This is a genomic window from Nocardia sp. BMG51109, assembly GCF_000526215.1.
GTDB lineage: Bacteria > Actinomycetota > Actinomycetes > Mycobacteriales > Mycobacteriaceae > Nocardia.
This window is the reverse complement of the sequence record NZ_JAFQ01000004.1, coordinates 4,483,219-4,505,957: the sequence shown is the minus strand read 5'-3', so window position 1 is coordinate 4,505,957 and position 22,739 is coordinate 4,483,219. Positions and strand designations below refer to the sequence as shown.

Annotated in this window: 20 protein-coding genes, 2 tRNA genes and 1 pseudogene; 7 read left to right on the top strand and 16 right to left on the bottom strand. The window is 69.0% G+C overall.

Going from position 1 to position 22,739, the window contains the following annotated elements; genetic code table 11:
• Positions 1-207 precede the first annotated feature (207 nt).
• The gene (locus tag D892_RS43905; protein WP_024803243.1) at positions 208-630 is read right to left on the bottom strand and encodes a hypothetical protein; all 423 of its coding nucleotides are present in this window, start codon (positions 628-630) and stop codon (positions 208-210) included.
• A 199-nt stretch (positions 631-829) separates the two neighbouring features.
• Here D892_RS43905 and D892_RS0121620 point away from each other — a divergent pair, with 199 nt between their 5' ends.
• The gene (locus D892_RS0121620) at positions 830-3,130 is read left to right on the top strand and encodes an FdhF/YdeP family oxidoreductase (protein ID WP_024803242.1); all 2,301 of its coding nucleotides are present in this window, start codon (positions 830-832) and stop codon (positions 3,128-3,130) included.
• A 44-nt stretch (positions 3,131-3,174) separates the two neighbouring features.
• Here the strand turns inward: D892_RS0121620 and D892_RS0121615 are convergent, their stop codons facing one another.
• The 8 genes from D892_RS0121615 to dpgA are packed head-to-tail and all read right to left on the bottom strand — an operon-like array spanning position 3,175 to position 11,933.
• Entirely contained in the window at positions 3,175-4,362 is a 1,188-nt protein-coding gene (locus D892_RS0121615; RefSeq protein WP_024803241.1) for an MFS transporter, read from the bottom strand.
• The gene (locus D892_RS0121610) at positions 4,359-4,907 is read right to left on the bottom strand and encodes a cytochrome b (protein WP_024803240.1); all 549 of its coding nucleotides are present in this window, start codon (positions 4,905-4,907) and stop codon (positions 4,359-4,361) included. Before D892_RS0121610 ends, D892_RS0121615 begins: the two co-directional genes overlap by 4 nt.
• Before the next feature lie 59 nt (positions 4,908-4,966).
• Complete coding sequence (locus tag D892_RS0121605) at positions 4,967-6,025, bottom strand: catalase family peroxidase (protein WP_024803239.1); 1,059 nt, start codon at positions 6,023-6,025, stop codon at positions 4,967-4,969.
• Between the two features lie 47 nt (positions 6,026-6,072).
• A complete protein-coding gene (locus tag D892_RS0121600; protein ID WP_024803238.1) occupies positions 6,073-7,881 on the bottom strand; it encodes a thiamine pyrophosphate-binding protein in 1,809 nt (602 codons plus the stop codon).
• A 34-nt stretch (positions 7,882-7,915) separates the two neighbouring features.
• Complete coding sequence (gene dpgD, locus D892_RS0121595) at positions 7,916-8,722, bottom strand: enoyl-CoA-hydratase DpgD (protein WP_024803237.1); 807 nt, start codon at positions 8,720-8,722, stop codon at positions 7,916-7,918.
• Positions 8,719-10,017 (bottom strand): (3,5-dihydroxyphenyl)acetyl-CoA 1,2-dioxygenase DpgC, encoded by a 1,299-nt coding sequence (dpgC, locus tag D892_RS0121590; RefSeq protein WP_024803236.1) that lies wholly within the window; start codon positions 10,015-10,017, stop codon positions 8,719-8,721. Before dpgC ends, dpgD begins: the two co-directional genes overlap by 4 nt.
• On the bottom strand, positions 10,014-10,745 hold the full coding sequence (gene dpgB / locus D892_RS0121585; protein ID WP_024803235.1) for an enoyl-CoA-hydratase DpgB: 732 nt from the start codon (positions 10,743-10,745) through the stop codon (positions 10,014-10,016). Before dpgB ends, dpgC begins: the two co-directional genes overlap by 4 nt.
• 36 nt (positions 10,746-10,781) lie before the next feature.
• A complete protein-coding gene (gene dpgA, locus D892_RS0121580) occupies positions 10,782-11,933 on the bottom strand; it encodes a 3,5-dihydroxyphenylacetyl-CoA synthase DpgA (RefSeq protein WP_024803234.1) in 1,152 nt (383 codons plus the stop codon).
• A gap of 531 nt (positions 11,934-12,464) precedes the next feature.
• Between dpgA and fdhD the strand changes: the two genes are divergently transcribed.
• Together fdhD and D892_RS43900 are read left to right on the top strand one after the other, a co-directional pair.
• On the top strand, positions 12,465-13,307 hold the full coding sequence (gene fdhD / locus D892_RS0121575) for a formate dehydrogenase accessory sulfurtransferase FdhD (protein ID WP_024803233.1): 843 nt from the start codon (positions 12,465-12,467) through the stop codon (positions 13,305-13,307).
• A 102-nt stretch (positions 13,308-13,409) separates the two neighbouring features.
• Positions 13,410-13,940 (top strand): hypothetical protein, encoded by a 531-nt coding sequence (locus tag D892_RS43900; RefSeq protein ID WP_051499136.1) that lies wholly within the window; start codon positions 13,410-13,412, stop codon positions 13,938-13,940.
• A gap of 280 nt (positions 13,941-14,220) precedes the next feature.
• Here the strand turns inward: D892_RS43900 and D892_RS0121565 are convergent, their stop codons facing one another.
• The gene (locus D892_RS0121565; RefSeq protein ID WP_024803231.1) at positions 14,221-14,679 is read right to left on the bottom strand and encodes a MarR family winged helix-turn-helix transcriptional regulator; all 459 of its coding nucleotides are present in this window, start codon (positions 14,677-14,679) and stop codon (positions 14,221-14,223) included.
• Positions 14,680-14,747: 68 nt separating this feature from the next.
• Here D892_RS0121565 and D892_RS0121560 point away from each other — a divergent pair, with 68 nt between their 5' ends.
• Both D892_RS0121560 and D892_RS0121555 read left to right on the top strand, forming a co-directional pair.
• Positions 14,748-15,353, top strand: a complete 606-nt coding sequence (locus D892_RS0121560) for a TIGR03086 family metal-binding protein (protein WP_024803230.1) — start codon at positions 14,748-14,750, stop codon at positions 15,351-15,353.
• Positions 15,354-15,642: 289 nt separating this feature from the next.
• Entirely contained in the window at positions 15,643-16,215 is a 573-nt protein-coding gene (locus D892_RS0121555) for a carboxymuconolactone decarboxylase family protein (protein ID WP_024803229.1), read from the top strand.
• Between the two features lie 111 nt (positions 16,216-16,326).
• On the opposite strand, the gene clpX is transcribed toward D892_RS0121555, so the two are convergent.
• The 6 genes and pseudogenes from clpX to D892_RS0121520 form a co-directional block, all read right to left on the bottom strand.
• Complete coding sequence (gene clpX / locus D892_RS0121550) at positions 16,327-17,607, bottom strand: ATP-dependent Clp protease ATP-binding subunit ClpX (RefSeq protein ID WP_024803228.1); 1,281 nt, start codon at positions 17,605-17,607, stop codon at positions 16,327-16,329.
• 324 nt (positions 17,608-17,931) lie between these two features.
• Complete coding sequence (locus tag D892_RS0121545) at positions 17,932-18,597, bottom strand: ATP-dependent Clp protease proteolytic subunit (RefSeq protein ID WP_024803227.1); 666 nt, start codon at positions 18,595-18,597, stop codon at positions 17,932-17,934.
• Between the two features lie 31 nt (positions 18,598-18,628).
• Positions 18,629-19,219, bottom strand: a complete 591-nt coding sequence (locus D892_RS0121540) for an ATP-dependent Clp protease proteolytic subunit (RefSeq protein WP_024803226.1) — start codon at positions 19,217-19,219, stop codon at positions 18,629-18,631.
• Between the two features lie 215 nt (positions 19,220-19,434).
• On the bottom strand, positions 19,435-20,838 hold the full coding sequence (gene tig, locus D892_RS0121535; RefSeq protein ID WP_024803225.1) for a trigger factor: 1,404 nt from the start codon (positions 20,836-20,838) through the stop codon (positions 19,435-19,437).
• 183 nt (positions 20,839-21,021) lie between these two features.
• A pseudogene (locus D892_RS45500) lies at positions 21,022-21,269 on the bottom strand (ATP-binding protein); the annotation flags it as partial.
• 111 nt (positions 21,270-21,380) lie between these two features.
• A complete protein-coding gene (locus tag D892_RS0121520) occupies positions 21,381-21,854 on the bottom strand; it encodes an NUDIX domain-containing protein (protein WP_024803223.1) in 474 nt (157 codons plus the stop codon).
• 302 nt (positions 21,855-22,156) lie between these two features.
• On the opposite strand from D892_RS0121520, the gene D892_RS0121515 reads away from it, so the two are divergent.
• Positions 22,157-22,227: transfer RNA gene (locus tag D892_RS0121515), tRNA-Gly, on the top strand.
• A gap of 45 nt (positions 22,228-22,272) precedes the next feature.
• Positions 22,273-22,346 (top strand) — tRNA-Pro (locus D892_RS0121510).
• Positions 22,347-22,739 lie beyond the last annotated feature (393 nt).

Here is a 22,739-nt window from a genome sequence, read left to right as displayed (position 1 = left end):
TGCCGAGCCCGCTGCGATCGCGCACCGCGACGACGCCGGGGCATCCGTCGGAGGCCGTTGCGACGGGCCTGATCGGCGGACTGCCGCAGCGAGTTCGGGTGATCGGGCGGATGTCCCGGAAAGACCTGTGCCCGACCGCGCGGCCGACGTCATCGAACGATGCCGGGGAGTGCCGGACCCGATCGACCGGCGGTGGGTACGTCGGCGTTATCCGCCGAAGACGGCGCAGCCGTTGCCGACGGGGTAACCGGCGCCGACGGACAGGTCCAAGGTCGCCGGGGGGAGTTCGGCGGGCTGGCCGTCCTGTACCGCCGCCAGCACGTGCCGCCCCTGCGTCGCGGGCACCCACCGAATTTGTCCGTACGCGTCGCCCGGCCTCATCCTGGCGATCGGAATTCCGTTGTCGTAGAAGGTCACCGGGGCGGACGGATCGTCGACCCTGGCACTCAGGGTGTGGTTGCAGCCGGTGCCGTAGTTGGTCCCGATTCCGAAGCTCAGGTCGGGCGTGGCGCCCAGCCTGGTCACCGCCGCGTCGGCGGGCTGGGGTGCGGCCAGCGTGCAGGCCACCACCGCGAACGCCCCGGCGGCGATCGTCCCGGCTCGCAGCACGGGCCGGCGCGTCGTGATCATGTGCATCGTGTTCCTCGTCGTTGACAACCGGGCGGCGCCCGGCGTGCGATCCATCCTGGGCTGCGCGGTCCCCGGCACGATACCGCGTAGTCTCGACCACCTGGGACGGTTTGAGCCACCGCCGCTGCCGCACGCCACACCCGGGTCGACGGAGACGGTGTCGGCAAGAGGAGGACGTCGGCAAGAGGAGGATGAAGGCATGCATCGCAAGGCGCCGATACCGGATATCGAGGAAGCCGATCTCACCGTCACGCCGCCGAAAGACCAGGCGGCCGGCCTGACCGCGGTCGCGGTCGCCTTGGAGCGCGGCATCGAGGAAATGGGCCTCATCCGCACCGGACGCACGCTGGCGCGGCTCAACCAGCGCCACGGCTTCGACTGCCCCAGCTGCGCCTGGCCCGATCCGACCGGCACCCGCCGGGTCGCCGAGTTCTGCGAGAACGGCGCCAAGGCGGTCGCCGAAGAGGCCACGCTGCGCACGGTCACGCCGGAATTCTTCGCCGCCCACCCGATCGCCGACCTGGAGACCAAGTCCGGCTACTGGCTGGGCCGGCAGGGCCGCATCACCGAGCCGATGGTGTTGCGCCCGGGCGACACCCACTACTCCCCCATCACCTGGGACGACGCCTACCGCCTGATCGCGGCGGAACTGCGCGGCCTGGCCAGGCCGGACGAGGCGGTCTTCTACACCTCCGGCCGCACCGCGAACGAGACGGCGTTCCTGTATCAGCTGCTGGTGCGCGCGTTCGGCACCAACAATCTGCCGGACTGCTCGAACATGTGTCACGAATCGTCCGGTTCGGCGCTGAGCAGCTCCATCGGCATCGGCAAGGGCTCGGTGACGATCGACGACTTCCCGCAGGCCGACCTGATCGTCATCGCCGGGCAGAATCCGGGCACCAACCATCCCCGCATGCTCAGCTCGCTGCAGCACGCGAAGAAGCACGGCGCGCGGATCATCGCGGTCAACCCGCTGCCGGAGGCCGGGCTGCTCGGCTTCCGCGACCCGCAGACGGTCAAGGGGTACACCTCCGGCATCCGCATCGCCGACGATTTCCTGCAGATCCGGCTCGGCGGCGATATGGCGCTGTTCCAGGGCCTGGGCAAGCTGCTGCTGGAGGCCGAGGACCGCGCCCCGGGCACCGTCGTCGACCGCGCGTTCATCGACGCCTGCACCGACGGCTTCGCCGGCTACGAAAAGCACCTGCGCGCAGTCGATCTCGCTGTGGTCGAGGAGGCGACCGGGCTGAGCCGCGCCGAACTGGAGCACACCGCCCGGCTGCTGGCCGAGTCGAAGGCCACCATCATGTGCTGGGCAATGGGCCTGACCCAGCAGCGCTACGGCGTGCCCACCATCGAGGAGGCCACCAACCTCCTGCTGCTGCGCGGCATGATCGGCAAGCCGGGCGCCGGCGTCTGCCCGGTGCGCGGCCACTCCAACGTGCAGGGCGACCGGACGATGGGCATCTGGGAGCAGATGCCCGAAAGCTTCCTGGCCGCACTGGATTCCGAATTCGGCATCACCTCGCCGCGCGAACACGGCTGGGACACGGTCGATTCCATCCGCGCGATGCGCGACAGCCGAGCGAAGGTGTTCTTCGCCATGGGCGGCAACTTCGTCTCCGCCACCCCGGACACCGCGGTCACCGAGGCGGCCCTGCGCGCCTGCGATCTGACCGTGCACGTGTCGACCAAGCTCAACCGCAGCCACGTCGTGCACGGCCGGACGGCGCTGATCCTGCCCACGCTCGGCCGCACCGATGAGGACCTGTCCCCCACCGGCGCCAAACAGCGTGTCTCGGTGGAGGATTCGATGTCGATGGTGCACCTGTCGACCGGGCGGTTGAAGCCGGTCGGCCCGCAGCTGCGCAGCGAGGTGGCGATCGTCTGCGAACTCGCCCGGGAGCTGTTCGGGCCCGAGCACCCGGTGCCGTGGGAGGAGTTCCGCAGCGACTACGACCGGATTCGCGACGTCATCGGCCGCGTCGTCCCCGGCTGCGCCGACTACAACGCTAAGGTGCGGCAGCGCAACGGCTTCCAGCTCCCGCATCCGCCGCGCGACGCCCGCGAGTTCCGGACCGCCACCGGCAAGGCCAATTTCGCGGTGAACGCGCTGCGCTGGCTGCCAGTGCCCGAGGGACGGCTGATCCTGCAGACCCTGCGCAGCCACGATCAGTACAACACCACCATCTACGGCCTGGACGACCGCTATCGCGGCATCCACGACGGCCGCAAGGTGGTGCTGGTCAATCCCGACGACATCACCGCGCTCGGGTTCGCCGACGGAGACCTGGTGGATGTGATCTCGGAATGGACGGACGGCACCGAGCGCCGCGTCACCGGTTTCCGGCTGGTCGGCTACTCCACGCCGCAGGGAAACGCGGCCGCCTACTACCCCGAGACCAACCCGCTGGTCCCACTGGACCATGTGGCCGAACGGTCCAACACCCCGGTCTCCAAGGCCGTCACCATTCGCCTCGAACGCGATTCGAGCGACTGAAGGGGCCGGCCGGGCCGATCGAACCCGGCATCACCCACACGGAGTCACCGACCGACGGGCGCGTCGACGAACCGGTCGCGCCCGGCGCCGAATCCCATCGCCGCCTGCCACACGGTCAGCAGGGCCAGGGTGGTCAGCGCCGCGGTCCAGCCCCCGATCGCACTGTGCAGCAGCCCCAGCAGCAACGGCCCCACCGCGGCGACGAGGTAGCCGATCCCCTGTGCCATGCCGGCCAGCGCCGCCGCCTGCGCCTCGTCGGCCGCCCGCTCGCTCTGGAAGGACAGCGCCAGCACCAGGCAGATGCCGGCGCCCAGACCGATGGCGAATACGGCCACCGGGGCGAACCCGGGTGCCACCGCGAGCAGCAGAAACCCGGCCGCGTCCAGCAGCGAGGCCGCCACGGCGAGCAGGCGCGGACCGACCACCGCACGACGCAGCAGCGGCACGCCGTTGAGCGCCAGCAGACCGAGCAGCTGAAAACCGAACAGGTAGATTCCGGCGTCCCGAGCCGACACCCCGTTGTCCCGCAGGATGCTCGGCAACCAGGAGATCGTCGCGTAGAAGCCGAGCGACTGCAGGCCCATGAACAGGCTGACCTGCCAGGCCAGCGGCGAACGCCACGGCAGGCGGGCCCGGTGGGCCGGCGGGGCCGTCTCCGCCGGACGCCGCCGCCACCAGATCGCCAACGCCACCACCGCGGGCAGCGCCCACGCGGCCAGCACGGTCCGCCAGCCACCCGGCAGGCGCTCGGCCAGCGGCACCGCGATCCCGGAGGCCGTCGCCGCGGCCGCCGTCATCGCCGTCACGTAGGCCGCGGTCACCGCCGCGATCCGCCGGCCGGGCACGCCGCCGCGCACCATCGACGGCAACAGCACGTTGGCGAATGCCAGTGCGGCGGAGAGGATCACCGTGCCCAGGAACAGCGACGGCAGGCCGGGACCCGAGCGGATCAGCAGCCCGGCGACCAAGACCGCCAGCACCGGCACCATCAGCCGCACCGCACCGCGCCGCAGCACCCGGGCGACCAGCGGAGAGAGCACCGCGAAGGTCACCAGCGGCAGCGCGGTGAGCGCCCCGCCCCACGCCGGCGAGAGTCCCGCGTCCGCCGAGATATTCGGCAGCAGCGGCCCGACACCGGTCAGGGCGGCGCGCAGGTTCACCCCGACGAGCACGACCGCGAGCACGAAGCCGGCGGCAACCCCGCGCTCGCGGCCGCCCAGCGCGACGGTCATCGCCCCGGCGACCTCCGGCCGCCGAAGGTCATCCGCCGAATCAGCGTGTCGCGCAGAATGAGTGCGTGGAACAGCACCGCGCAGATGTGTGCGGTGAACGCCGCCAGCAGGACGTACGCCAGCAGGCCGTGCAGCGTGCGCAGTGTCGCGTAGAGCCCCGCGTCGACCGGCACGATCGACGGTATGCGCAGTCCGCCAAGGATGTGGATCGGGATGCCGGAGGCCGACACCAGACACCAGCCGATGAGGGGCTGCGCGAGAAACAGTGCGTACATGAGAATTTCGGAGCCGTTGGCCACCAGCCGTTCCGGGCGGCTGAGCGGGTCGGACCGCCGCGGCGGCCGCTGCCGGAACCGGTTGACGATCCGGATGACCGCCAGCACCAGGATCACCAGGCCGAGGGTCTTGTGAATGCTCAGCAGGCGCCCGTAGTTGCCCAGCGACCCGACCATCGATCCGCCGACGAAGATCATCGCCACGATCGCGACGGCCATGAGCCAGTGCAGGATTCGCGCCAAGACACCGAAACGGGTGGTGTCGGTCATCTCGTCGTGCAGTGTCATCTGTCCCCCTGTCACCTGGCCCCCTGTCATCTCGCCGCCTGTCATCTCGCCCCCTCCGCGTTCACCGCGCCCGCCCCGCCGTTCTCCGCGGCCCGGCGCCGATACGATTCCGCGTACGATGCCGAACGCGCCTGCAGCAGCGGATCATCCGACGGCGCGATGCCGTTGGGCAGCACCAGCGGATCGAAGTTCACCTGCTGCACGTTGTCTCCCGACTCGGTGCGCACGGCGTCGACGACCACGGTCCCCACCGCTATCCGGCGGCGCTCGGCGGGCCACTGCTTGGTCGCGTCGTGGGTCGGATCGCCCGGTTCGCCGATGACCAGCACCATCGTCCAGCGCAGCGGCCCCTTCTTGATCTCCGAGACCAGCGGATCGAACAGGGCGCCGGGCGGAGTCGACGGTGCGGGACCCTCGGGCTCCAGGTGCCAGCGCACCGGCACCGTCCGGCCGTCGTCGTCGGTGCACCGGAACGCGTTGAGCCCGTAGAAGCTCGAGCTGCCGAACGTGGGCGCATGCGGCCCGCTCTCGATGATCTGCAACGCGGCGGCGGTGGCCGGATGGGTGGCGACGTGCTGTTTCATCCGCTCCGGATCGGGCTTGCCGGTCGCCGGATCGGGGGCGAACGCCAGTGTGCGCGTGTAGAAGTCGTCCGGTGTGGCGTCGAGGAAGACCGGGATGTTGATCAGCCCCAGCCGCCACTGCTCGCCGCCCGGCAGAAACAGTTGCAGGCCGAACCCGCGCGGCGCCGTCGGATCGTCGGGCATCTGCGGATTACCGCCACCGAGCGAGAAGCGCCCGGCCAGCCGGTAGCGCCCGGCCCGGAACACCGACGCCCGGCACACCTCGGTCCCGTTGCCGTTGCTCTCGAAATAGCCGGACACCGCAACCCCTTTGGCGTGGTTGCGGCGATATCCCGGAAACCGCCCGCCGGCGGTGGCCTCCAGCCGGTCGACCATGCGGCGTGCGGTCAGCCGCCACGGCCCCACTCGGTCCTCGCTGAACAGGAACCCGCCGATGCCGGCGATGCCGACCCCGGCGATGGCGGCGGCGCCCAGCAGGGTGCGGCGGTTCAACGACGGACCTTGCCCCTCGCTCATGTACTCCCCTCCTTATTCGGTTTCTGCCGATCCGCGACGACCGCGGCTCACGGCGGGCCCATCGACCAGAGCTGTTGTGCCCATTCGGCATCCACGCCCGGCTTGTCGGTCAGCATCAGGTCGGTCGGTGGCGCCGACGCGCCCGGTTCGATGAGGATGTCGATCACGTAGGGTCGGCCGCCCTCGACGACCTTGCAGCCCCGCTCGATGGCCTCGCGCAGCTTGCGCCCGTCGGTGACCACCTCGCCGTCGATGTCGAAGGTGGCCGCGATCTGCGCGAAGTCCTGGCTGGGCCGGCCGAGCCGCAGGTACCACGCCTCGTTCGCCGGTTGCCAATCGTAGAGCTTCTCGATGTTCCGCAGGCCGGTCATCAGCGTCTTGTACTCGTGGTTGTTCATCACCAGGTACAGCACCGGCAGCTCGAATTTCCTTGTGGTCCACCAGGAATTGGTGTGGAACAACGCCGACCCGTCGCCGACGATGGTCACCACCAGCCGCTCGCGCCCCACCGCCAGCGCGATGCCGATCGAGGCGGGCAGCGAAAAGCCCAGGGCGCCACCGGAGGTGCAGAAGTAGGCGTCCGGGTGGTCGTACTGGATGGCCTTCTGGATGGCGGGCAGCACCGCGAAGTCCTCGTTGACGACCGTGACCGGCTTGGTCAGCGTCTCCTGCACCTGCGCGAAGACCATGGGAACCTGGTAGTCGGGAATGGGTTTCCCTGCGGCGCCCGGGAATTCGTCGGCCGCGGCGGCGAATGCAGCGTCGCGCCGGATGTCCAGGGCCTCGATCGAGGTGTTGCGCGCCGAGGCCGCGGCGGCGGCATAGGACTCGTGTTCCTCGACGGCCGCGATGACGGCGGGCAGCGTCGCCTTCAGGTCGCCGAGCAGGCCGACCTCGGCATAATGGTTCTTGCCGATCTCCCACGGATCGTTGTGCAGGAACACCTGAGTCAGGTGGGCCGGCAGGATGGGCCCGTCCTGCCACCGGAAAACCAGGATCTGCGCCTGCGAATTGACGCCGACCTGGAAGATCGTGTCGAAGTCCTCGAGCTGTTTGTGCACGCCCTCCTGGGTCGGCATCAGCTCGCCCTGCCAGTGCGGCAGGTTGTTCGGATAGTTCATCCGGCTGGCCTGGTTCTCGGAGTACACCGCCGCCCCGAGCAGATACGACAGCCGCTCGATCTCCGGCCAGGCGCCGGCCTCGCCGACGCCGTCCCCGACCAGAAGCACCGGGTTCCGGGCCCGCGCAAGGGTTTCCGCGGCCGCGGCGATGCCGGTCGGGTCGCCGGTCACCGCGTGGGCGATGCGGGTGAAACGGCCGGTGTCGGGCATGGTGGGACGCTGCAGCAGGATGTCCCACGGGATGGACAGGAAGACCGGCCGCAGCGGCGGCACCGTCAGCTCCTTGAACGCGCGCTGCAACACCACCGGCAGCTCATCGATATCGCGCACCTCGTGCGCCCACTTGGCGTACTGCCCGGCCGTGCGCACCAGGTCCGACGCCAGGATCGGCTCATGGATCAGCAGATCGCTGTGCTGCTGCCCGCACAGCACCAGCACGGGAATATTGGAGCGATAGGCGTTGAACAGATTGTCGATGATGTTCGCCGTGCCGGGCGTGATGTGCACGATGGCGAGGCCGGGCCGGCCGGACATCCGTGCGTACCCCATCGCCGCGCCCACGGCGATGTTCTCGTGCAGGCACGGAATGTAGGACATCTCGTTCTCCGGCAGGGTGGTGCCGTCGATGAGCGGAATCTCGTGCGTGCCGGGCACTCCGAAGGCGTACTCGATCCCGGCCTCGCGAACGTAGTCGAGGATCAGGTCGCGGCCGAGCTTGGCGTCGGGTTTCTGCATGGTCCTTCTTCGAGTCGATTCGATATGTGCGGTGTCAGTGGCCGGTCCACTGGGGTAGGCGTTTCTCCACGAAGGCGCGCGGGCCCTCCTCGGCATCGGCGGACTGCATCCGGGCTGTCTCCCAGTGGTATTCGCGGGCGAAGGCGACCGCGAGCGGTTCGGTGATCGATTCGGCCGCGGCCTGTTTGATGGCGCGCACCGACAGCGGCGCGCACGCCAGGACGTCGGCGACCCACCGGTCCGCGCAAGCGTCCAGCTCGTCGGGCGCCACCACCTCGTTGATCAGGCCGAGTTCGGCGGCGCGCGCCGCGGACATCCGGCGGCCCGTCAGCAGGTGGCCCATCGCCACCCGGTAAGGCACCTGCCGGGGCAGCCGGAACACTCCGCCGGCCCCGGGAATCAGGCCGAGTTTCGCTTCGGTGAGCCCGAATTCGGCGTCCGCCGAGGCGATCACGATGTCGCAGGCGAGCACCAGTTCGAACCCGCCCCCGAGCGCGTAGCCGCGCACCTTCGCGACGATCGGCTTCGGGAAGGAGAACCGTTCGGTGATCCGGGGGAAGCCCGGCTTGCCCGCGCTCCCGAACGAGGAACGCGCGGTACCGGCATCGATCCGCGCGACCAGCTCCTTCAGGTCCTGGCCCACCGAGAACGCCCGCTCCCCGCGGCCGCACAGCACCACGACCCAGATCTCGTCGTCGGCCTCGATATCGTCCCAGACCTCGGCGAGTTCGGCGTGCATGCGCAGGTTCATCGCGTTGAGCACCTCGGGGCGCGCCAGTTCGACCGTCGCCACGTGGCCCTCCTTGCGGTATTCGACCGTGCGCGACTCCGCGACGGTCATCGGCCCGCCCCGCTGAACCGGCTCACCTTGGCCAGCACGTCGGCGCCGTAGCACCGCAGCGCCTGCTGGTACGCGAATTCGGCCAGATAGCAACGGAATACGTCCTGCGGTTCCTCCGCCGCGACCAGCATGTGCTTGTTCGCCACGACCGCGTCGGCGGCGAGCCGCCGCGCCGCCGCGTCGATTTCGCCGTCCATCTCGGCGGGCTCCACCACGGTGTCGAAGACCAGCCGCGCGGCCGGTTCGGTCGCGTGGATGCGGCGGCCCCACAGGATGACGTCCCGCGACAGCCGATGGTCGGCACCCCGGCCGAGCCGCAGGTTCGCGGCCCCGGGAACGATCCCCTCCTGCGCCGCGGGAAGGCTGAAATAGCTGTCGGCGGCGGCGATCACGCGATCGAACACCAGCAGCAGCTGCGCGCCGCCGCCGATGGCGAACGAATCCACCGCCGCCACCCACGGTTTGGTGACCGGCACCGGTTCGTCGCCCGACAATCCGCGCAGAATCTTGGCGATGTAACCGGTTTCGCGGCCGAGGATGAAGTCGACGAACGAGATCTTGCCCGCGTGCAGGTGCGCCAGGTTGATTCCCGCGCTGAACACGCGGCGGCCGCGATGCCGCGGATGATCCATCACGCCGCCGCGCACCACGCCGACCCGGGTCCGCGCATCGAGCAGCACCAGGTCCACCGCCGTCTCCATGTCGGCGACGTGCTGATTGTCCTCGGCATTGAGGCAGTGGGTATTGGTGATGGTGACCGTCGCGGTGGTGCCGGCCCGCGTCACCGTGGCCGCGGGCAGTTCCACCGACCCGGTGACCGCCCACTCATCGGCCAGCTCGAGCGCGCGCCGGGTGGGTGCGCGCATGACGTCCAGCAGGTGGTTGCCCGCCACCGGCTCGGCGAAGACGGCCGCGAAGAACAGGCCCTGATCGATCTCCCATCCTTCCTTCTCCGCCTGCGGCCGCCCGGCATCGGCGGCCAGCAGGTCGGCCGACGGCAGCAGGCCGGGGAACAGATCCGTTGCGGCATCGGCCAATTCGGCAAGCCGCAGCGGCTGCCGCAGGTCGTCGGTGGCAGCGCGGTACACCGCGGATACGTGCCGGCGCAGGAAGTTCCGGCGCCGGTGCCGCATCGAGCGGTGCCCGGCCGCCGCCCGGGCGGCCGCGGACTCGTCCCGCCCCGGCACCGGCCCCAGCTCCCGCAGCAGAGCGGCGTGTTCCGCTGCCGCGGCGGCCAATTCGGCGGCTTCGCGGGTGAGTTCCCCGGCCACGTCGGGCAGCGTCACGGTGGTCACGACGCCGCCCGTTCCCGGCGCAGCGTACGGTCCGATGCGGCGAGGTGTGCCCCGAGGGCGTCCTCGAACCGGGTCGTCATCGCGTCCAGCAGCAGCCGCCGCCGGATCGCCAGCTCGGACCCGACCGCCGACTCGAACAGCGCCAGCCCGGCCTTGATCGCGCCCACCTCCGCCTCGGCGTCGGCCACGATCGTATCCGCCAGGCCCCGTTCGACCGCCGCCTCGGCCGTCAGGCCGCGCCCCTGCACCACGAGATCGCGGGCGCGGCCGGCCCCGATCTGCGCGGCCAGCCGGTAGATGCCCATCGCGGGCCAGACACCGGCACCCGTGGTCGCGAAGCGGAATTCGGCGCCCGATCGCAGCACGCGGTAGTCCGCGACCAGAAGCAGTTCCGCAGCCGGACCGTAGGCCGCGCCGTCGACCGCCGCGATGATCGGCACCGGCACCTGCTCCAGCCGCCGCAGCGCGGCCTCCCACTTCCCGACGTCGCCGACGGCCACGTCGCCGGGCCACGGGAAGCGCTGTCCCGTGCGGGCACCGCCGACATACAGCACCACGCAGTGCCGCGTGCCGGCCGCCGCATCCTCCGCCCGGCGCGCGACCGCGATCACCGACTCGATCATGTCTGCCGACAGCGGCGCGTCCGCGGCAATTACCGCCGCAATGATGTGAACGTCGATTCCGTCTACTCCGGCACCGTTGCGGTGCGCGGTCGATTCAGTACTCATGAATTTATCCCCCGTTCGTTGTGATCGGGCACAACGTCAGAATCGAACCAGGGCGGTCTCGATCTGCGAGCCCGGACCCATGGTCATGAACACCCCGTAATCGCCCGGGCGGGTGACCTGTTCGGCGAGCAGCCGCTCGTAGGAGAACAGGAAGGAACCGCTGGACAAATTTCCGTAATCGCGCATCACACCGGTGGTATGACGCAGATCGTGTCCGGTCAGACCGAGATTGATCTTGACCGCATCGATCACCTTCTTGCCACCGGAGTGAACGATCCAGTGCGCGATGTCCTTGCGCCGCAGGCCGTTCTCCGACAACAACCGGTCCACCACGATCTCGACGTGCGCGCCGACCTCGTAGGGCACTTCCTTGTCGAGATAGAAACTGAACTTCCCGGCGTCGGAATCCCAGTCGTAGCGCATCGCCCCGATCGCGTGGCGGATCATGTAGCTGCGCTGGGCCAGCAGGGCCGGAACCGGATCGGCCGGAACCGGATCGAGCGGAACCGCGCCGGTGCCGCCGCCCGGCTCCGCGCACAGCGCCAATGCCGCCGCGCCGTCGCCGAACAGGCTGTTGACCACCGCCGTCCGCATCGTCCCGTCGAAGACGTAGGCGGCCGAACAGGCCTCCGAGCAGGCCAGGATCGCCAGCTCGCCCGGATGGGTGGCCGACCAGCTCGCGGCGGCGGACAGGCCGTTGAGCCCCGCGTTGCAGCCCATGCCGACCACATCCAGCCGGGCGGTGTGCGGCGACAATCCCAGCTCGTCGATCAGCAGCGCACTGAAACCCGGCGTGAGGAATCCGGTGGTCGTCACCGCGACCAGATACTTGACGTCTTCCAGCGGGCGGCCCAGGCCGCGCAGGCAGGCGCGGATCGCGTCGGCGCCCGTACCGACGCCGTGGCGGCGGTGTTTGTCGAGGAGCTCCGCCTGCGTCTCGACGCGGAAATTTCCGTTCTCGTCACGTGGCGGTAACGTCAGGTATCGGTGTTCGATACCGCCGTTGAGAAATACGCCCCGGATTTTCGGATCGGTGATTCCGAGTAGGTCGACGAGTTCGGACTGGCGGTAACCGGTCGGCGGATTGGCCGTCGCCACGGTGAGCAGGCGGGGCAATGCCGCCGACGTCCCGGCGGCTACCGGAATCGAATCGGCTTCGGTAGGTATCGACTGCACGGTGGTCGTCATGGCCGGAATCCGTTCACTGATACGAACGGCACGACACGACGACCCTGAACGGGTATCGACATGATGGCCTTCTCGAAAAATCGCTGAACCTGACACGGCGACTCGTCATCGGGACGCCGCAACACATCCCCCGAGCAATTCTCGAACAAGGTCAGACTAGCAACGGGCCATACCGGCGGCAACCGGGAAAAACATGGGCTCCGGGCGCAACGGCGCCGAAACAGGTTGCGCTGCTTGATACATCACGACCCGAATACCCGCAGGTCCGGCACGGCGGTCCCCCGAGATTCGGGGGCACGCCCGGACCGTGAAAACTTGTTGCACACGACGCCGCCGACCTCCGCCGCTAACAGGTGAGACCTCTGCCACACCGCCGCAACCGAGGGTGCGATTCCGCCCCCTCGGCAAGGGGATACGCTGGTCAGTGGCCTTGACCCAAGGCAAACCGCCCGACTGCCGCGTCCGGCGTGTCCGATGCGCTCGGCGTGGCGACCGTTCCTCCGGTCCGACCCACAGCAGCGAGGTACAGCAGTGAGCAGAGTGACCGCACGACGGAAGATGCTTCGAATCACGCCGGCCGGACAGATCCACCGGCCGGACTCCCTCGCCGTCGAGGAGCCGCTCGAACTGCGCCTCGGCGGGCAGTCGCTGACGGTCACCATGCGCACCCCCGGCAGCGATATCGACCTCGCGCACGGATTCCTGCTGGGCGAGAACATCATCGGATCCCGGGAGGATATCGTCTCGGCCCGGTACTGCGCCGGGACAGACGAGAACGGGCAGAACACCTACAACGTGCTCGATATCGAATTGCGCACGCCCACAATGGTTCCCGCCCGCAACTTCCTGACGACCAGCGCCTGCGGGCTGTGCGGCAAGACGGCCCTGGACGAGGTGCGCACCCACACCCGGTTCCCGCTCCCCGCCCGGGGGCCGATCGTGGATGCCGACGTCCTCGCCACGCTCCCCGGTGAGCTACGTGCGCGCCAAACGGTTTTCGACGCCACCGGCGGCCTGCACGCGGCGGGACTGTTCACCGCCGACGGCACCGCGCTGGCGGTCCGCGAGGACGTCGGCAGGCACAACGCGGTCGACAAGGTGATCGGCTGGGCACTGCGCGAGGACCGCATCCCGGCGCACGACCTCGTCCTGATCGTCAGCGGCCGCGCCTCCTTCGAACTGGTACAGAAGGCCGTCATGGCCGGCATCCCCGTCCTCGGCGCCGTCTCCGCCCCCAGCTCCCTGGCCGTCGACCTGGCCGCCGACGCCGGCCTCACCCTCGCCGGCTTCCTTCGCGGCGACACCATGAACATCTACACCGCCGCCCACCGCCTGAAGCAGGCGAGCCACACACCCGCCACCACAACGTCCTGACTCTTTCGGCCGGGCGCGGTCATCTCCGGCGCCGGACTCTTGTTCGCACCGAATGGCCGGTTTACGGTGGCTGCATCCGATGGGGGCGAACGGGAGGGTGCGATGCGGATCTCGGTGCAGCGGGCAGGTGACAGCCTGCGGGTACGGATGCGGTGGGACGTCAATCGGCGGCGGTGGCTGATCACCACCGTCGCGCTGTGGTTCCTGGCGGTGCAGGGTGTGGTCGTGGGGTTGTGGGCGATCGTCGCGCCGGGGGCCTGGTATCGCAGCTTTCCCGGATTCGGGCTGAACTGGGTGGCGGGTGACGGTCCGTACAACCATCATCTGGCCGCCGATGTGGGCGCGTTCTTCCTGGGTCTCGCGGTGGTCACCGCCGCCGCGCTCTACTACGGCGACAGCCTGCTGGGCCGGGTCGCCGGGCTGGGCTGGCTGGTCTTCGGGGTGCCGCACCTGATCTACCACGCCGCCCACAAGCCCGCCGAAATGTCCACGGGCAACTACACTTTCAGCCTGATCGCGGCGCTACTGCTGCCGGTGGCCGGTGCCGCGGCGCTGCTCGCGGCTCCTCGCGAGCGCGTCCAACTGCGCGACCCGGCGCCCTGGACCATCCGCATTCCCCGCCGCAACCGCTGATCCGGGCGCAGGACTGATCCGGGCGCAGGCTCCGGCCCGGACGATGAACTTTCCGGGCCCGCCCCGTCGTAACAGGTGAAGCCGCCCAGGCGATTTCCGCAATAACGGGATGAAGGTTCAACGGCGAACCACGGGGGATCAACGCCGATCCCCGGCAGCGGGCGCGGCCGGTACGCCGGCCGTTACCGATTCCGATTCGGGGGCGGCGTCACGCTCCGATTCGGGGGCGACGTCACGCTCCCATTCGGGGGCGACGTCACGCTCCCATTCGGGGGCGACGTCACGCCGAGGTGGCGTCACCGCCCACGATCTCCTCGCGCGGCAGCGCCGAGAGGACGGCGAGCGCATTGAGAAAGCCGCGCCGGTCGGCGGCCGGCAACCGGCCCAGCAGCCGTTGCTCGGCGGCCTGAATCTCCGCCTGCGCGGCCGAGGAGCGCCCGCGCCCCTCCGGCGTCAGCGCGAGCAGCCGTGCCCGCCGATCCGCCGGGTCGGGCCGCCGCTCGATCAGCCCGCGCTCCTGTAAGTCGTCCAGCACCGGGATGATCCGCGTCTTGTCCGCGCCGATCTCCTCCGCGAGCACCCCCTGGCCACGCGCCGGACCGCGGCCCAGCGCCAGCAGCACCGAGTACGCCCACATGCTCAGTCCGTGCGAGTCCAGGATCGGCCGTTCGATCGCCATCAGCGCGCGGCCGAGCGGCACGATCATCGCCGCCAGATCGGGACGCTCCGTCTTCGCCATGCGCACAATTTACGTCCTCCGGATAGATAGTCTTGTGCATACGATATACATCTGCTTACTATCTACACATGCCTAGTATTTGTGATCTGAACCGGCGCGCCGTGGACTACAGCGTCGAGATCGTCTCCCGCCTGACCCCCGCCGACCTCGATCGACCCACCCCGTGCACCGCATGGAATCTCGCAGATCTGTTGTCGCACATGACAGCTCAGCATCGCGGCTTCGCGGCATCGGCCCGGGGACAAGGCGCCGACCTCGCGGTGTGGCAGCCGCGTCCGCCGGCCGCCGATCCGGTCGCCGCCTACGCCGACGCCGCCGCCGATGTCACCGCCGCCTACGCCGAACCGGATGTGCTGGAAAGACACTTCGACCTTCCGGAGTTCGCCCCCGGCTTCACCGCGCCCGGCAGCCTGGCCGTCGGCTTCCACTTCATCGATTACGTCGTGCACGGCTGGGACGTCGCCCGCGCGCTCGGCCTGCCGTACCGGCTCGACGACGACCTCGCCGGGCCCGCGCTCGACATCGCGCTCGCCGTCCCCGACGACGAGAACCGGCGGCAACCCGGCGCCCCGTTCGGGCCGGCCGTGCCGCCGATCGAATCCGCCCCCGCCCTCGACCCCGCCCTCGACCGACTCCTGCGGGCACTGGGCCGCTCGCCCGGCTGGCCGGACTGATCGCCACCCGATCGGGACCGGACTGCCCCGAGTCGGAGGTTTACGGCACACGTGGCGCGGAACTCCGTTACCGGCGAGGCCGGGACAGGTCCTCGCCCTACGTATGGCGAATTCGGGCGGCAGCACAGCCGGTGACGAGTTCAACGCCGAACGAGAGGATCAGCGCCGACCCTCGCCGCCACGGGCGGGGCTGTCGCCCGACGTGCCGGTGACGCGGCTCACAGCGGCCGCCCGTCACGCCCGGACCCGGTTTCTCGTCCGAGGGATGACGCCTTCGGAAGGAGAAATCATGAGCACCACCCGGATTCCCGTCGTCGCCCCCGATCAGGCCGGACCACTCACGCGGCTGCTGTACCGCTACAGCAAGCGCCGGTTCGGCGAGGTGCCCGAGCCGTTCGCCGTGGCAGCCAACCATCGCAAGCTGCTGGTCGCCAACGCCGTGCACGAGGGGCTGGTCGAGAAGGCCTGCACCGCATTGCCGTTCCGCATCCAGGAGATCGCGGTCTACCGGGTGGCGTGGACGGTCGGCTGCTCGTGGTGCGTCGACTTCGGCGCCATGCTCATGCGGCTGAGCCACCTCGACATCGACAAGCTGGAGCACATCGCCGACTACGAGACCTCGCCCTCGTACACCGACGACGAGCGCGCCGCCATCGCCTACGCCGACGCCATGACCGCCACCCCCACCGCGGTCACCGACGAACAGGTCACCGATCTGAAGAAGCGCTTCGGCACCCAGGGCGTGCTGGAGCTGACCTACCAGATCGCCCTGGAGAATTCGCGCGCCCGCAGCTACTCCGCGCTGGGCATCACCGCGCAGGGCTTCAGCACCGACTCCTGCCGGGTTCCCTGGGCACAGTAGAACCTGGGCACGGTAGAACCTGGGCACAGTAGAACACGCCCGAAAATGCCGACGGCCCACCGCTAACCGCAGTGGGCCGTCGATCGGGGTGTAGGACTCGGGTGTAGGACTCTAGGCCGACTTCTCGCGGCGTTCCTGAGGCTGGCGCTTGCGCGGGACGATGGTGGGCAGCACGTTGTCGTTGACCGTATCGGCGTTCACGACGACCTTGGCCACATCGTCGCGGCCGGGGATGTCGTACATCACCGGGAGCAGCACTTCCTCCATGATCGCCCGCAGGCCGCGCGCGCCGGTACCGCGCAGGATCGCCTGATCCGCAACGGCTTCCAGGGCGTCGGTGGTGAACTCCAGGTCCACCCCGTCCATCTCGAACAGCCGGATGTACTGCTTCACCAGCGCGTTCTTCGGCTCCGAGAGGATGCGTACCAGCGACTCCTTGTCCAGGTTGGTCACCGACGCCACGATCGGGAGCCGGCCGATGAACTCGGGGATCAGGCCGAACTTGATCAGATCCTCCGGCATCACCTCGGCGAAATGATCGCTGGTGTCGATATCCGTCTTCGAGCGGACCTCCGCGCCGAACCCGATGCCGCGCTTGCCGACTCGGTCCTGGACGATCTTCTCCAGGCCGGCGAACGCACCCGCCACGATGAACAGCACGTTCGTGGTGTCGATCTGGATGAACTCCTGGTGCGGGTGCTTGCGCCCGCCCTGCGGCGGCACGCTCGCCTGGGTGCCCTCCAGGATCTTCAGCAGCGCCTGCTGCACGCCCTCACCCGAGACGTCCCGGGTGATCGACGGGTTCTCGCTCTTGCGGGCGATCTTGTCGACCTCGTCGATGTAGATGATGCCCGTCTCGGCGCGCTTGACGTCGTAATCGGCGGCCTGGATCAGCTTCAGCAGGATGTTCTCGACATCCTCGCCGACATAGCCGGCCTCCGTCAGCGCCGTGGCGTCGGCGATGGCGAACGGGACGTTCAGCATCTTCGCCAAGGTCTGGGCGAGATAGGTCTTACCGCAACCCGTCGGGCCGAGCATGAGAATGTTCGACTTGGTCAGCTCGACCGGCTCGTTGCGGGTGTCGCGGCCCTTGTCGCCGGCCTGGATGCGCTTGTAGTGGTTGTACACCGCCACGGCGAGCGTGCGCTTGGCCGGATCCTGACCGATCACGTACTGCTCGAGGAAATCCCGGATCTCGGAGGGTTTGGGCAACTCGTCGAGTTTCACCTCGCTGGACTCGGCCAGCTCCTCTTCGATGATCTCGTTGCACAGATCGATGCACTCGTCGCAGATGTACACCCCTGGTCCCGCAATGAGCTTCTTGACCTGCTTCTGGCTCTTCCCGCAGAACGAGCACTTGAGCAGATCGCCGCCATCACCGATGCGCGCCATCTCGTGGGTCCCTACTTCCTTGTCCGCGTGCAACCGTCTGTCCGGCTGCCGACAAGCCGCCTTCCGAACAACGCTACCCGCCACCCATCGGTCGGTGTCCGGATCGGTGTCCGAACCGATCGAATTTCCAACGCGTTCCGGCAGTGTCGCTCGGGACTTCGGCCGTGCCGACAACCTACGAGCAAAGGTCCCTAGGGTGACCGTACCCGGTAGATCCGACGGAGGTCGACAACTCGAGCATGTTTCTCATCTGAGCCGCCTCCCGCCGTGGCCGCTCGTGCTCGCGCAGCCATCCTGCGACCGTACGACGGGAGGACCGGCGTGTCACTTCGTCTGCGCGCTCAGCTTCCGATACTCGAACACCTGGTCGATGATGCCGTACTCGACCGCCTCCTCGGCGGTGAGAATCTTGTCGCGATCGGTGTCCTTGCGGATGGTCTCGGCGTCCCTGCCGGTGTGCCGGGCGAGGGTGTTCTCCATCTGGCGGCGCATCCGCTCGATCTCGGCGGCCTGGATCTCCAGGTCCGACACCTGCCCCTGGATGCCACCCTCCAGCGACGGCTGGTGGATCAGCACGCGGGCATTGGGCAGGCAGGCGCGCTTGCCGGGGGTGCCGGCGGCCAGCAGGACCGCGGCGGCCGAGGCGGCCTGGCCCAGGCAGACGGTCGCGACGTCGGCGCGCACGTACTGCATGGTGTCGTAGATGGCCATCAGCGCCGTGAACGAGCCGCCCGGCGAGTTGATGTACATGGTGATGTCGCGGTCGGGATCCAGCGACTCGAGCACCAGCAGCTGGGCCATGATGTCGTTGGCCGAGGTGTCGTCCACCGTGGCGCCGAGGAAGATGATGCGCTCCTCGAACAGCTTGTTGTACGGGTTGGACTCCTTGACACCGAAGCTCGAATGTTCGATGAACGACGGGAGGATGTAGCGCGCCTGCGGACCGGCCGGTGCGACACCGGACAGGCCGGCACGGGGATCGATGGTCATCTTCGTCTCCAAAAGGTCTCGAGTCGGTGAGCTAGCTGGCGGAGCCGTTGGTGGCCTGGCGGGCGTGCGTGATGACGCTGTCGATGAAGCCGTACTCCAGGGCCTCGGCGGCGGTGAACCAGCGGTCGCGGTCGGCGTCGGCGGTCACCTGCTCGAGCGGCTTGCCGGTGTGGTGTGCCTGCAGTTCGTTCAGCTCGCGCTTGGTGTGCGCGAACTGCTCGGCCTGGATGGCGATGTCGGCGGCCGAACCGCCGATGCCGGCCGACGGCTGGTGCATCATGATCCGCGCGTGCGGCAGCGCGAAGCGCTTGCCCTTGGCGCCCGCGGTCAGCAGGAACTGGCCCATCGAGGCGGCCAGGCCCAGGCCGTAGGTGGCGATATCGCATTCGACCAGCTGCATGGTGTCGTAGATGGCCATGCCCGCGGTCACCGAGCCGCCCGGCGAGTTGATGTACAGCGAGATGTCGCGCGTGGGGTCCTCCGCCGACAGGAGCAGGATCTGGGCGCAGAGCTTGTTGGCGATGTCGTCGTCGACCTGGGTGCCCAGGAAGATGATGCGCTCGCGCAACAGTCGCTCGAAGACCGAGTCACTGAGGTTGAGCCCAGTGGTCGGGGATGTCATGACCGGCTCGACTCGATCGAATGCGACAGCCTGATTGATTGTCACGGATACCTGCCCTCTCTCGCCTACAGTTTCGCTTTCACAAACCCTAACGAAGCAGGGCGGCACCGAACTCCCGGTACCGCCCTCGCTTCGCTGACGGCAGAAACTTCGCCGACCCGGTAGCTACGCCGGCCTTGATAACTACGCCGACCCTGATAACTTCGCCGACCTGGTTACTCGGCGCCCGCCGCCGCCTTCTGGTCGGCGGTCTCCTCGGCCTCGGCAGTCCCGGCGGCCTCGTCCGCCTCGGAATCGTCCGGGCTGCCGAACATTTCGTCGGTGTCCACGGCGTTGCCCTCGGTGTCGGTCACCGTGGCCTGGCCCACGACGCCGGCCAGCGCCTTGCCGCGGCGGACGTCGGAGAAGATCGCGCCCAGCTGACCGGCCTGCTGCACCTGCTGGATGAACTGTTCCGGCGACATGCCGTAGCGCTGCGCCTGGAACAGGATCCGCTCGGTCAGCTCCTGCTGGCCCACCTCGGTGTTCTCCTGCTCGGCGACGGCGTCCAGCAGCAGCTGGGTCTTCACCGAACGCTCGGCGGCCTCCTTGGAGTCCTTGTCGAACTCCTCGCGCGAGGAGCCCTGCGCCTCCAGCGCCTCGGCGAACTTGGCCTCGTCGTGGTCGAAGCCGTGCACCGCGTCGTGCAGCACGGCGTCGATCTCGCCCTGCACCGCACCCTCGGGCAGCGGCACCTCCGTCTGCTCCAGCAGCGCCTCGAGCACCTTGTCGCGGATGTCGCCGGCCTGCTCCACCTTCTTGCCCTGCTCGGCCCGCTTGCGCAGATCGTCCTTCAGCTCGTCCATGGTGTCGAATTCGCTGGCCATCTGGGCGAATTCGTCGTCGGCCTCGGGCAGCTCGCGCTCCTTGACCGACTGCACCGTCACGGTGATGGTGGCCTCCTTGCCGGCGTACTCACCGGCGACCAGCGTGGAGGTGAAATCCCGGGACTCCTCGGCCGACATGCCGGCCAGGGTGTCGTCCAGGCCCTCGATGAGCTGGCCGGAGCCGACCTCGTGCGACAGGCCGGTGGTCGAGGCCTCCTCGACCTTCGCGCCGTCCACGGTCGCCTCCAGGTCGATGGAGACGAAGTCGCCGTCCTGAACCGGTCGATCGACGCTCTTCAGGGTGCCGAAGCGCTGCCGCAGCGACTCCAGCTGCTCGGCGATGTCCTCGTCGCCGACCGAGATCGGGTCGACGGTCACCTCGATGCCGGAGAAATCGGGCAGGGTGATCTCCGGGCGGACGTCGACCTCGGCGGTGAACGCCAGCTCGTCGCCGTCCTCGATCTTGGTGATCTCGATCTCCGGCCGGCCGATCACCTGGACCTCGGCGGTCTCGACGGCCTCGCCGTACTTGGTCGGCAGCGCGTCGTTGACGACCTGCTCGAGGATCGCGCCGCGGCCCAGGCGGGCCTCCAGCAGCTTGGCGGGGGCCTTGCCCGGACGGAAGCCGGGAATGCGCACCTGCTGGGCCAGCGCCTTGTACGCCTTGTCGAAGTCCGGCTTCAGCTCCTCGAAGGGCACCTCGACGTTGATGCGGACCCGGGTCGGGCTCAGCTGCTCGACGGTGCTCTTCACGGACATGCTCCTTGTTCGTTGTTCCTGGGTTGGTGGTTCTGTGGGTTGGCGGTTCTATGGGGTGACGTCGTCGGTTCCCCCCGATCGCATCCCGATCAGCCTAGTCGACCTGGCCGAGCGGGCTGTAACCGGAGGCGGTCGGCCCGACTCGCCGGAGGGGTCGGCGACCGGCCGATCCTCCGCGGACCGCGGCAGCACCACCGTGAACGTCGCGCCCCGCCCGGGCTCGCCGCCCACGCTCACCCGGCCGCCGTGCGCGGTGACCAGGGCCTGCACGATCGACAGTCCGAGCCCGGTGCCGCCGCTGGCACGGGTGCGCGAGGAACACGGGTGCGCGAGGAATCGGTGCGATAGAAGCGCTCGTACACCTTGGCCGCGGCCTCCTTCGACAGGCCCGGCCCGGCGTCGATCACGTCGATCCGGGCCTCGTCGGCGGCGGGTGCGGTCTGCGTGCTTCACGCGCCCCATCTCTACCGGGCGAAACCGGGAGATCGCTGGAAGCGCACTGCGCGTTTCCTCCGCGGCCGCGGCCGGTGATCGGCTCAGGGCTCGTTCAGGCGATCGACGAGGCGGCCCAGCAGCGGCCGCTGCCCGGTGCTCAGCTTCTCCTGGGCGGCAACAACATCGAACCACTCCGCCCGGTCGATCTCCGGGAACTCCCGGAGCCTGCCGGACCGTGGCGGCCATTCCATCTCGAACGTTCCCGGATTCACCTGTGCCGGATCGAGATCGCCCTCGACCGCCCACACCGTGAGCTGCTTGCGGCCGCCCCCGCTGCCGTACCGCACCTCCCCCAGCGGAATCCAGTCGCCGCCGGGAACCTCGAGCCCCAGCTCCTCGGCGAACTCCCGGCGCGCCGCCGCTTGCGAGTCCTCCTCGTCCGGCGTGTACTCACCCTTCGGGATCGACCAGGCACCCGCGTCCTTGCGCGACCACAGCGGTCCGCCCATGTGCCCGAGCAACACTCGCGCCTCGGGCTCGCGGCGAAACAGCAGGACACCTGCGCTGTACCTCATGGACGCAGTCTGCCGCACCGCCCGCGCTGCGGTGCCGAGCGACGTGTTCCGCGCGTTGCCGGAAGGCGCGGCGGTAGGCGTTCGGGCCGACGCCCGCCCCGCGCTCGAAGTGCGCCCCGGAACGCGGTCGGCGGGCCGACATCCGTCCGGGGCACCGCCACCGTGCGCAGGGCGACAGCCTATGGAGCCCCCGGGCAGCCGGACGCGGGCTACGCGCCGGGCGATTGGCGTTCGGGAAGTGGGGTTCGGTACAGTCCAAGGCGCAGACGGCATCGTGGCGATCCTATCGATGTCGTATGCGCGCGGGCGTAGTTCAATGGTAGAACCTCAGCCTTCCAAGCTGATGGTGCGGGTTCGATTCCCGTCGCCCGCTCCGGCAGGAGCCGCCCGCGGCCCGGAGGCCCCGCGGCTTCCGCAACGGGATGTAGCGCAGCTTGGTAGCGCATCCGCTTTGGGAGCGGAGGGTCGCAGGTTCAAATCCTGTCATCCCGACTCGGCCGCGGTTCCCCGCAGGCACGGCGGAGCCGATGCGGCCCGCGTCTCTTCTCCATTCTTTTCCGACCGGTCGGTTGGCGAATGTCGCTGCCGCAGTGGGCCTTTTGCGCGACCCTCCCGAACCGCCGATCCGGCCCGAATATGCGGACACGCCCACGCGACACGCAGAACAGTGGTGTAACACCAGGTGTTCTGACGCGATGAAACGGCGATCGCCATTCGCGAGATACCGGAACAGGTTGTAAAACCATGCTTTTCGGTGTCGAGTGGCTTGCTAGGATCCTTTTTGCCGGACGGGGGTATCTGGAAAGGGGGCGGTGAGCGTGCATCGAAGGTGTACCGGACCGCAAGGTAGTGAGCACGATCCGGAGGGCGTGACCGGCCGGGGAG

Coding starts and splice junctions, on each gene's coding strand:
- D892_RS0121560 (WP_024803230.1), top strand. CDS start 14,748: ATGCCTAGTATTTGTGATCTGAACCGGCGCGCCGTGGACTACAGCGTC.
- clpX (WP_024803228.1), bottom strand. CDS start 17,607: ATGGCGCGCATCGGTGATGGCGGCGATCTGCTCAAGTGCTCGTTCTGC.
- D892_RS0121610 (WP_024803240.1), bottom strand. CDS start 4,907: ATGACCGACACCACCCGTTTCGGTGTCTTGGCGCGAATCCTGCACTGG.
- D892_RS0121540 (WP_024803226.1), bottom strand. CDS start 19,219: ATGACATCCCCGACCACTGGGCTCAACCTCAGTGACTCGGTCTTCGAG.
- D892_RS0121545 (WP_024803227.1), bottom strand. CDS start 18,597: ATGACCATCGATCCCCGTGCCGGCCTGTCCGGTGTCGCACCGGCCGGT.
- D892_RS0121605 (WP_024803239.1), bottom strand. CDS start 6,025: ATGAGCGAGGGGCAAGGTCCGTCGTTGAACCGCCGCACCCTGCTGGGC.
- D892_RS0121620 (WP_024803242.1), top strand. CDS start 830: ATGCATCGCAAGGCGCCGATACCGGATATCGAGGAAGCCGATCTCACC.
- dpgB (WP_024803235.1), bottom strand. CDS start 10,745: ATGAGTACTGAATCGACCGCGCACCGCAACGGTGCCGGAGTAGACGGA.
- D892_RS0121520 (WP_024803223.1), bottom strand. CDS start 21,854: ATGAGGTACAGCGCAGGTGTCCTGCTGTTTCGCCGCGAGCCCGAGGCG.
- D892_RS0121600 (WP_024803238.1), bottom strand. CDS start 7,881: ATGCAGAAACCCGACGCCAAGCTCGGCCGCGACCTGATCCTCGACTAC.
- D892_RS0121555 (WP_024803229.1), top strand. CDS start 15,643: ATGAGCACCACCCGGATTCCCGTCGTCGCCCCCGATCAGGCCGGACCA.
- D892_RS43905 (WP_024803243.1), bottom strand. CDS start 630: ATGATCACGACGCGCCGGCCCGTGCTGCGAGCCGGGACGATCGCCGCC.
- dpgA (WP_024803234.1), bottom strand. CDS start 11,933: ATGACGACCACCGTGCAGTCGATACCTACCGAAGCCGATTCGATTCCG.
- dpgD (WP_024803237.1), bottom strand. CDS start 8,722: ATGACCGTCGCGGAGTCGCGCACGGTCGAATACCGCAAGGAGGGCCAC.
- D892_RS0121615 (WP_024803241.1), bottom strand. CDS start 4,362: ATGACCGTCGCGCTGGGCGGCCGCGAGCGCGGGGTTGCCGCCGGCTTC.
- D892_RS0121565 (WP_024803231.1), bottom strand. CDS start 14,679: ATGGCGAAGACGGAGCGTCCCGATCTGGCGGCGATGATCGTGCCGCTC.
- D892_RS43900 (WP_051499136.1), top strand. CDS start 13,410: ATGCGGATCTCGGTGCAGCGGGCAGGTGACAGCCTGCGGGTACGGATG.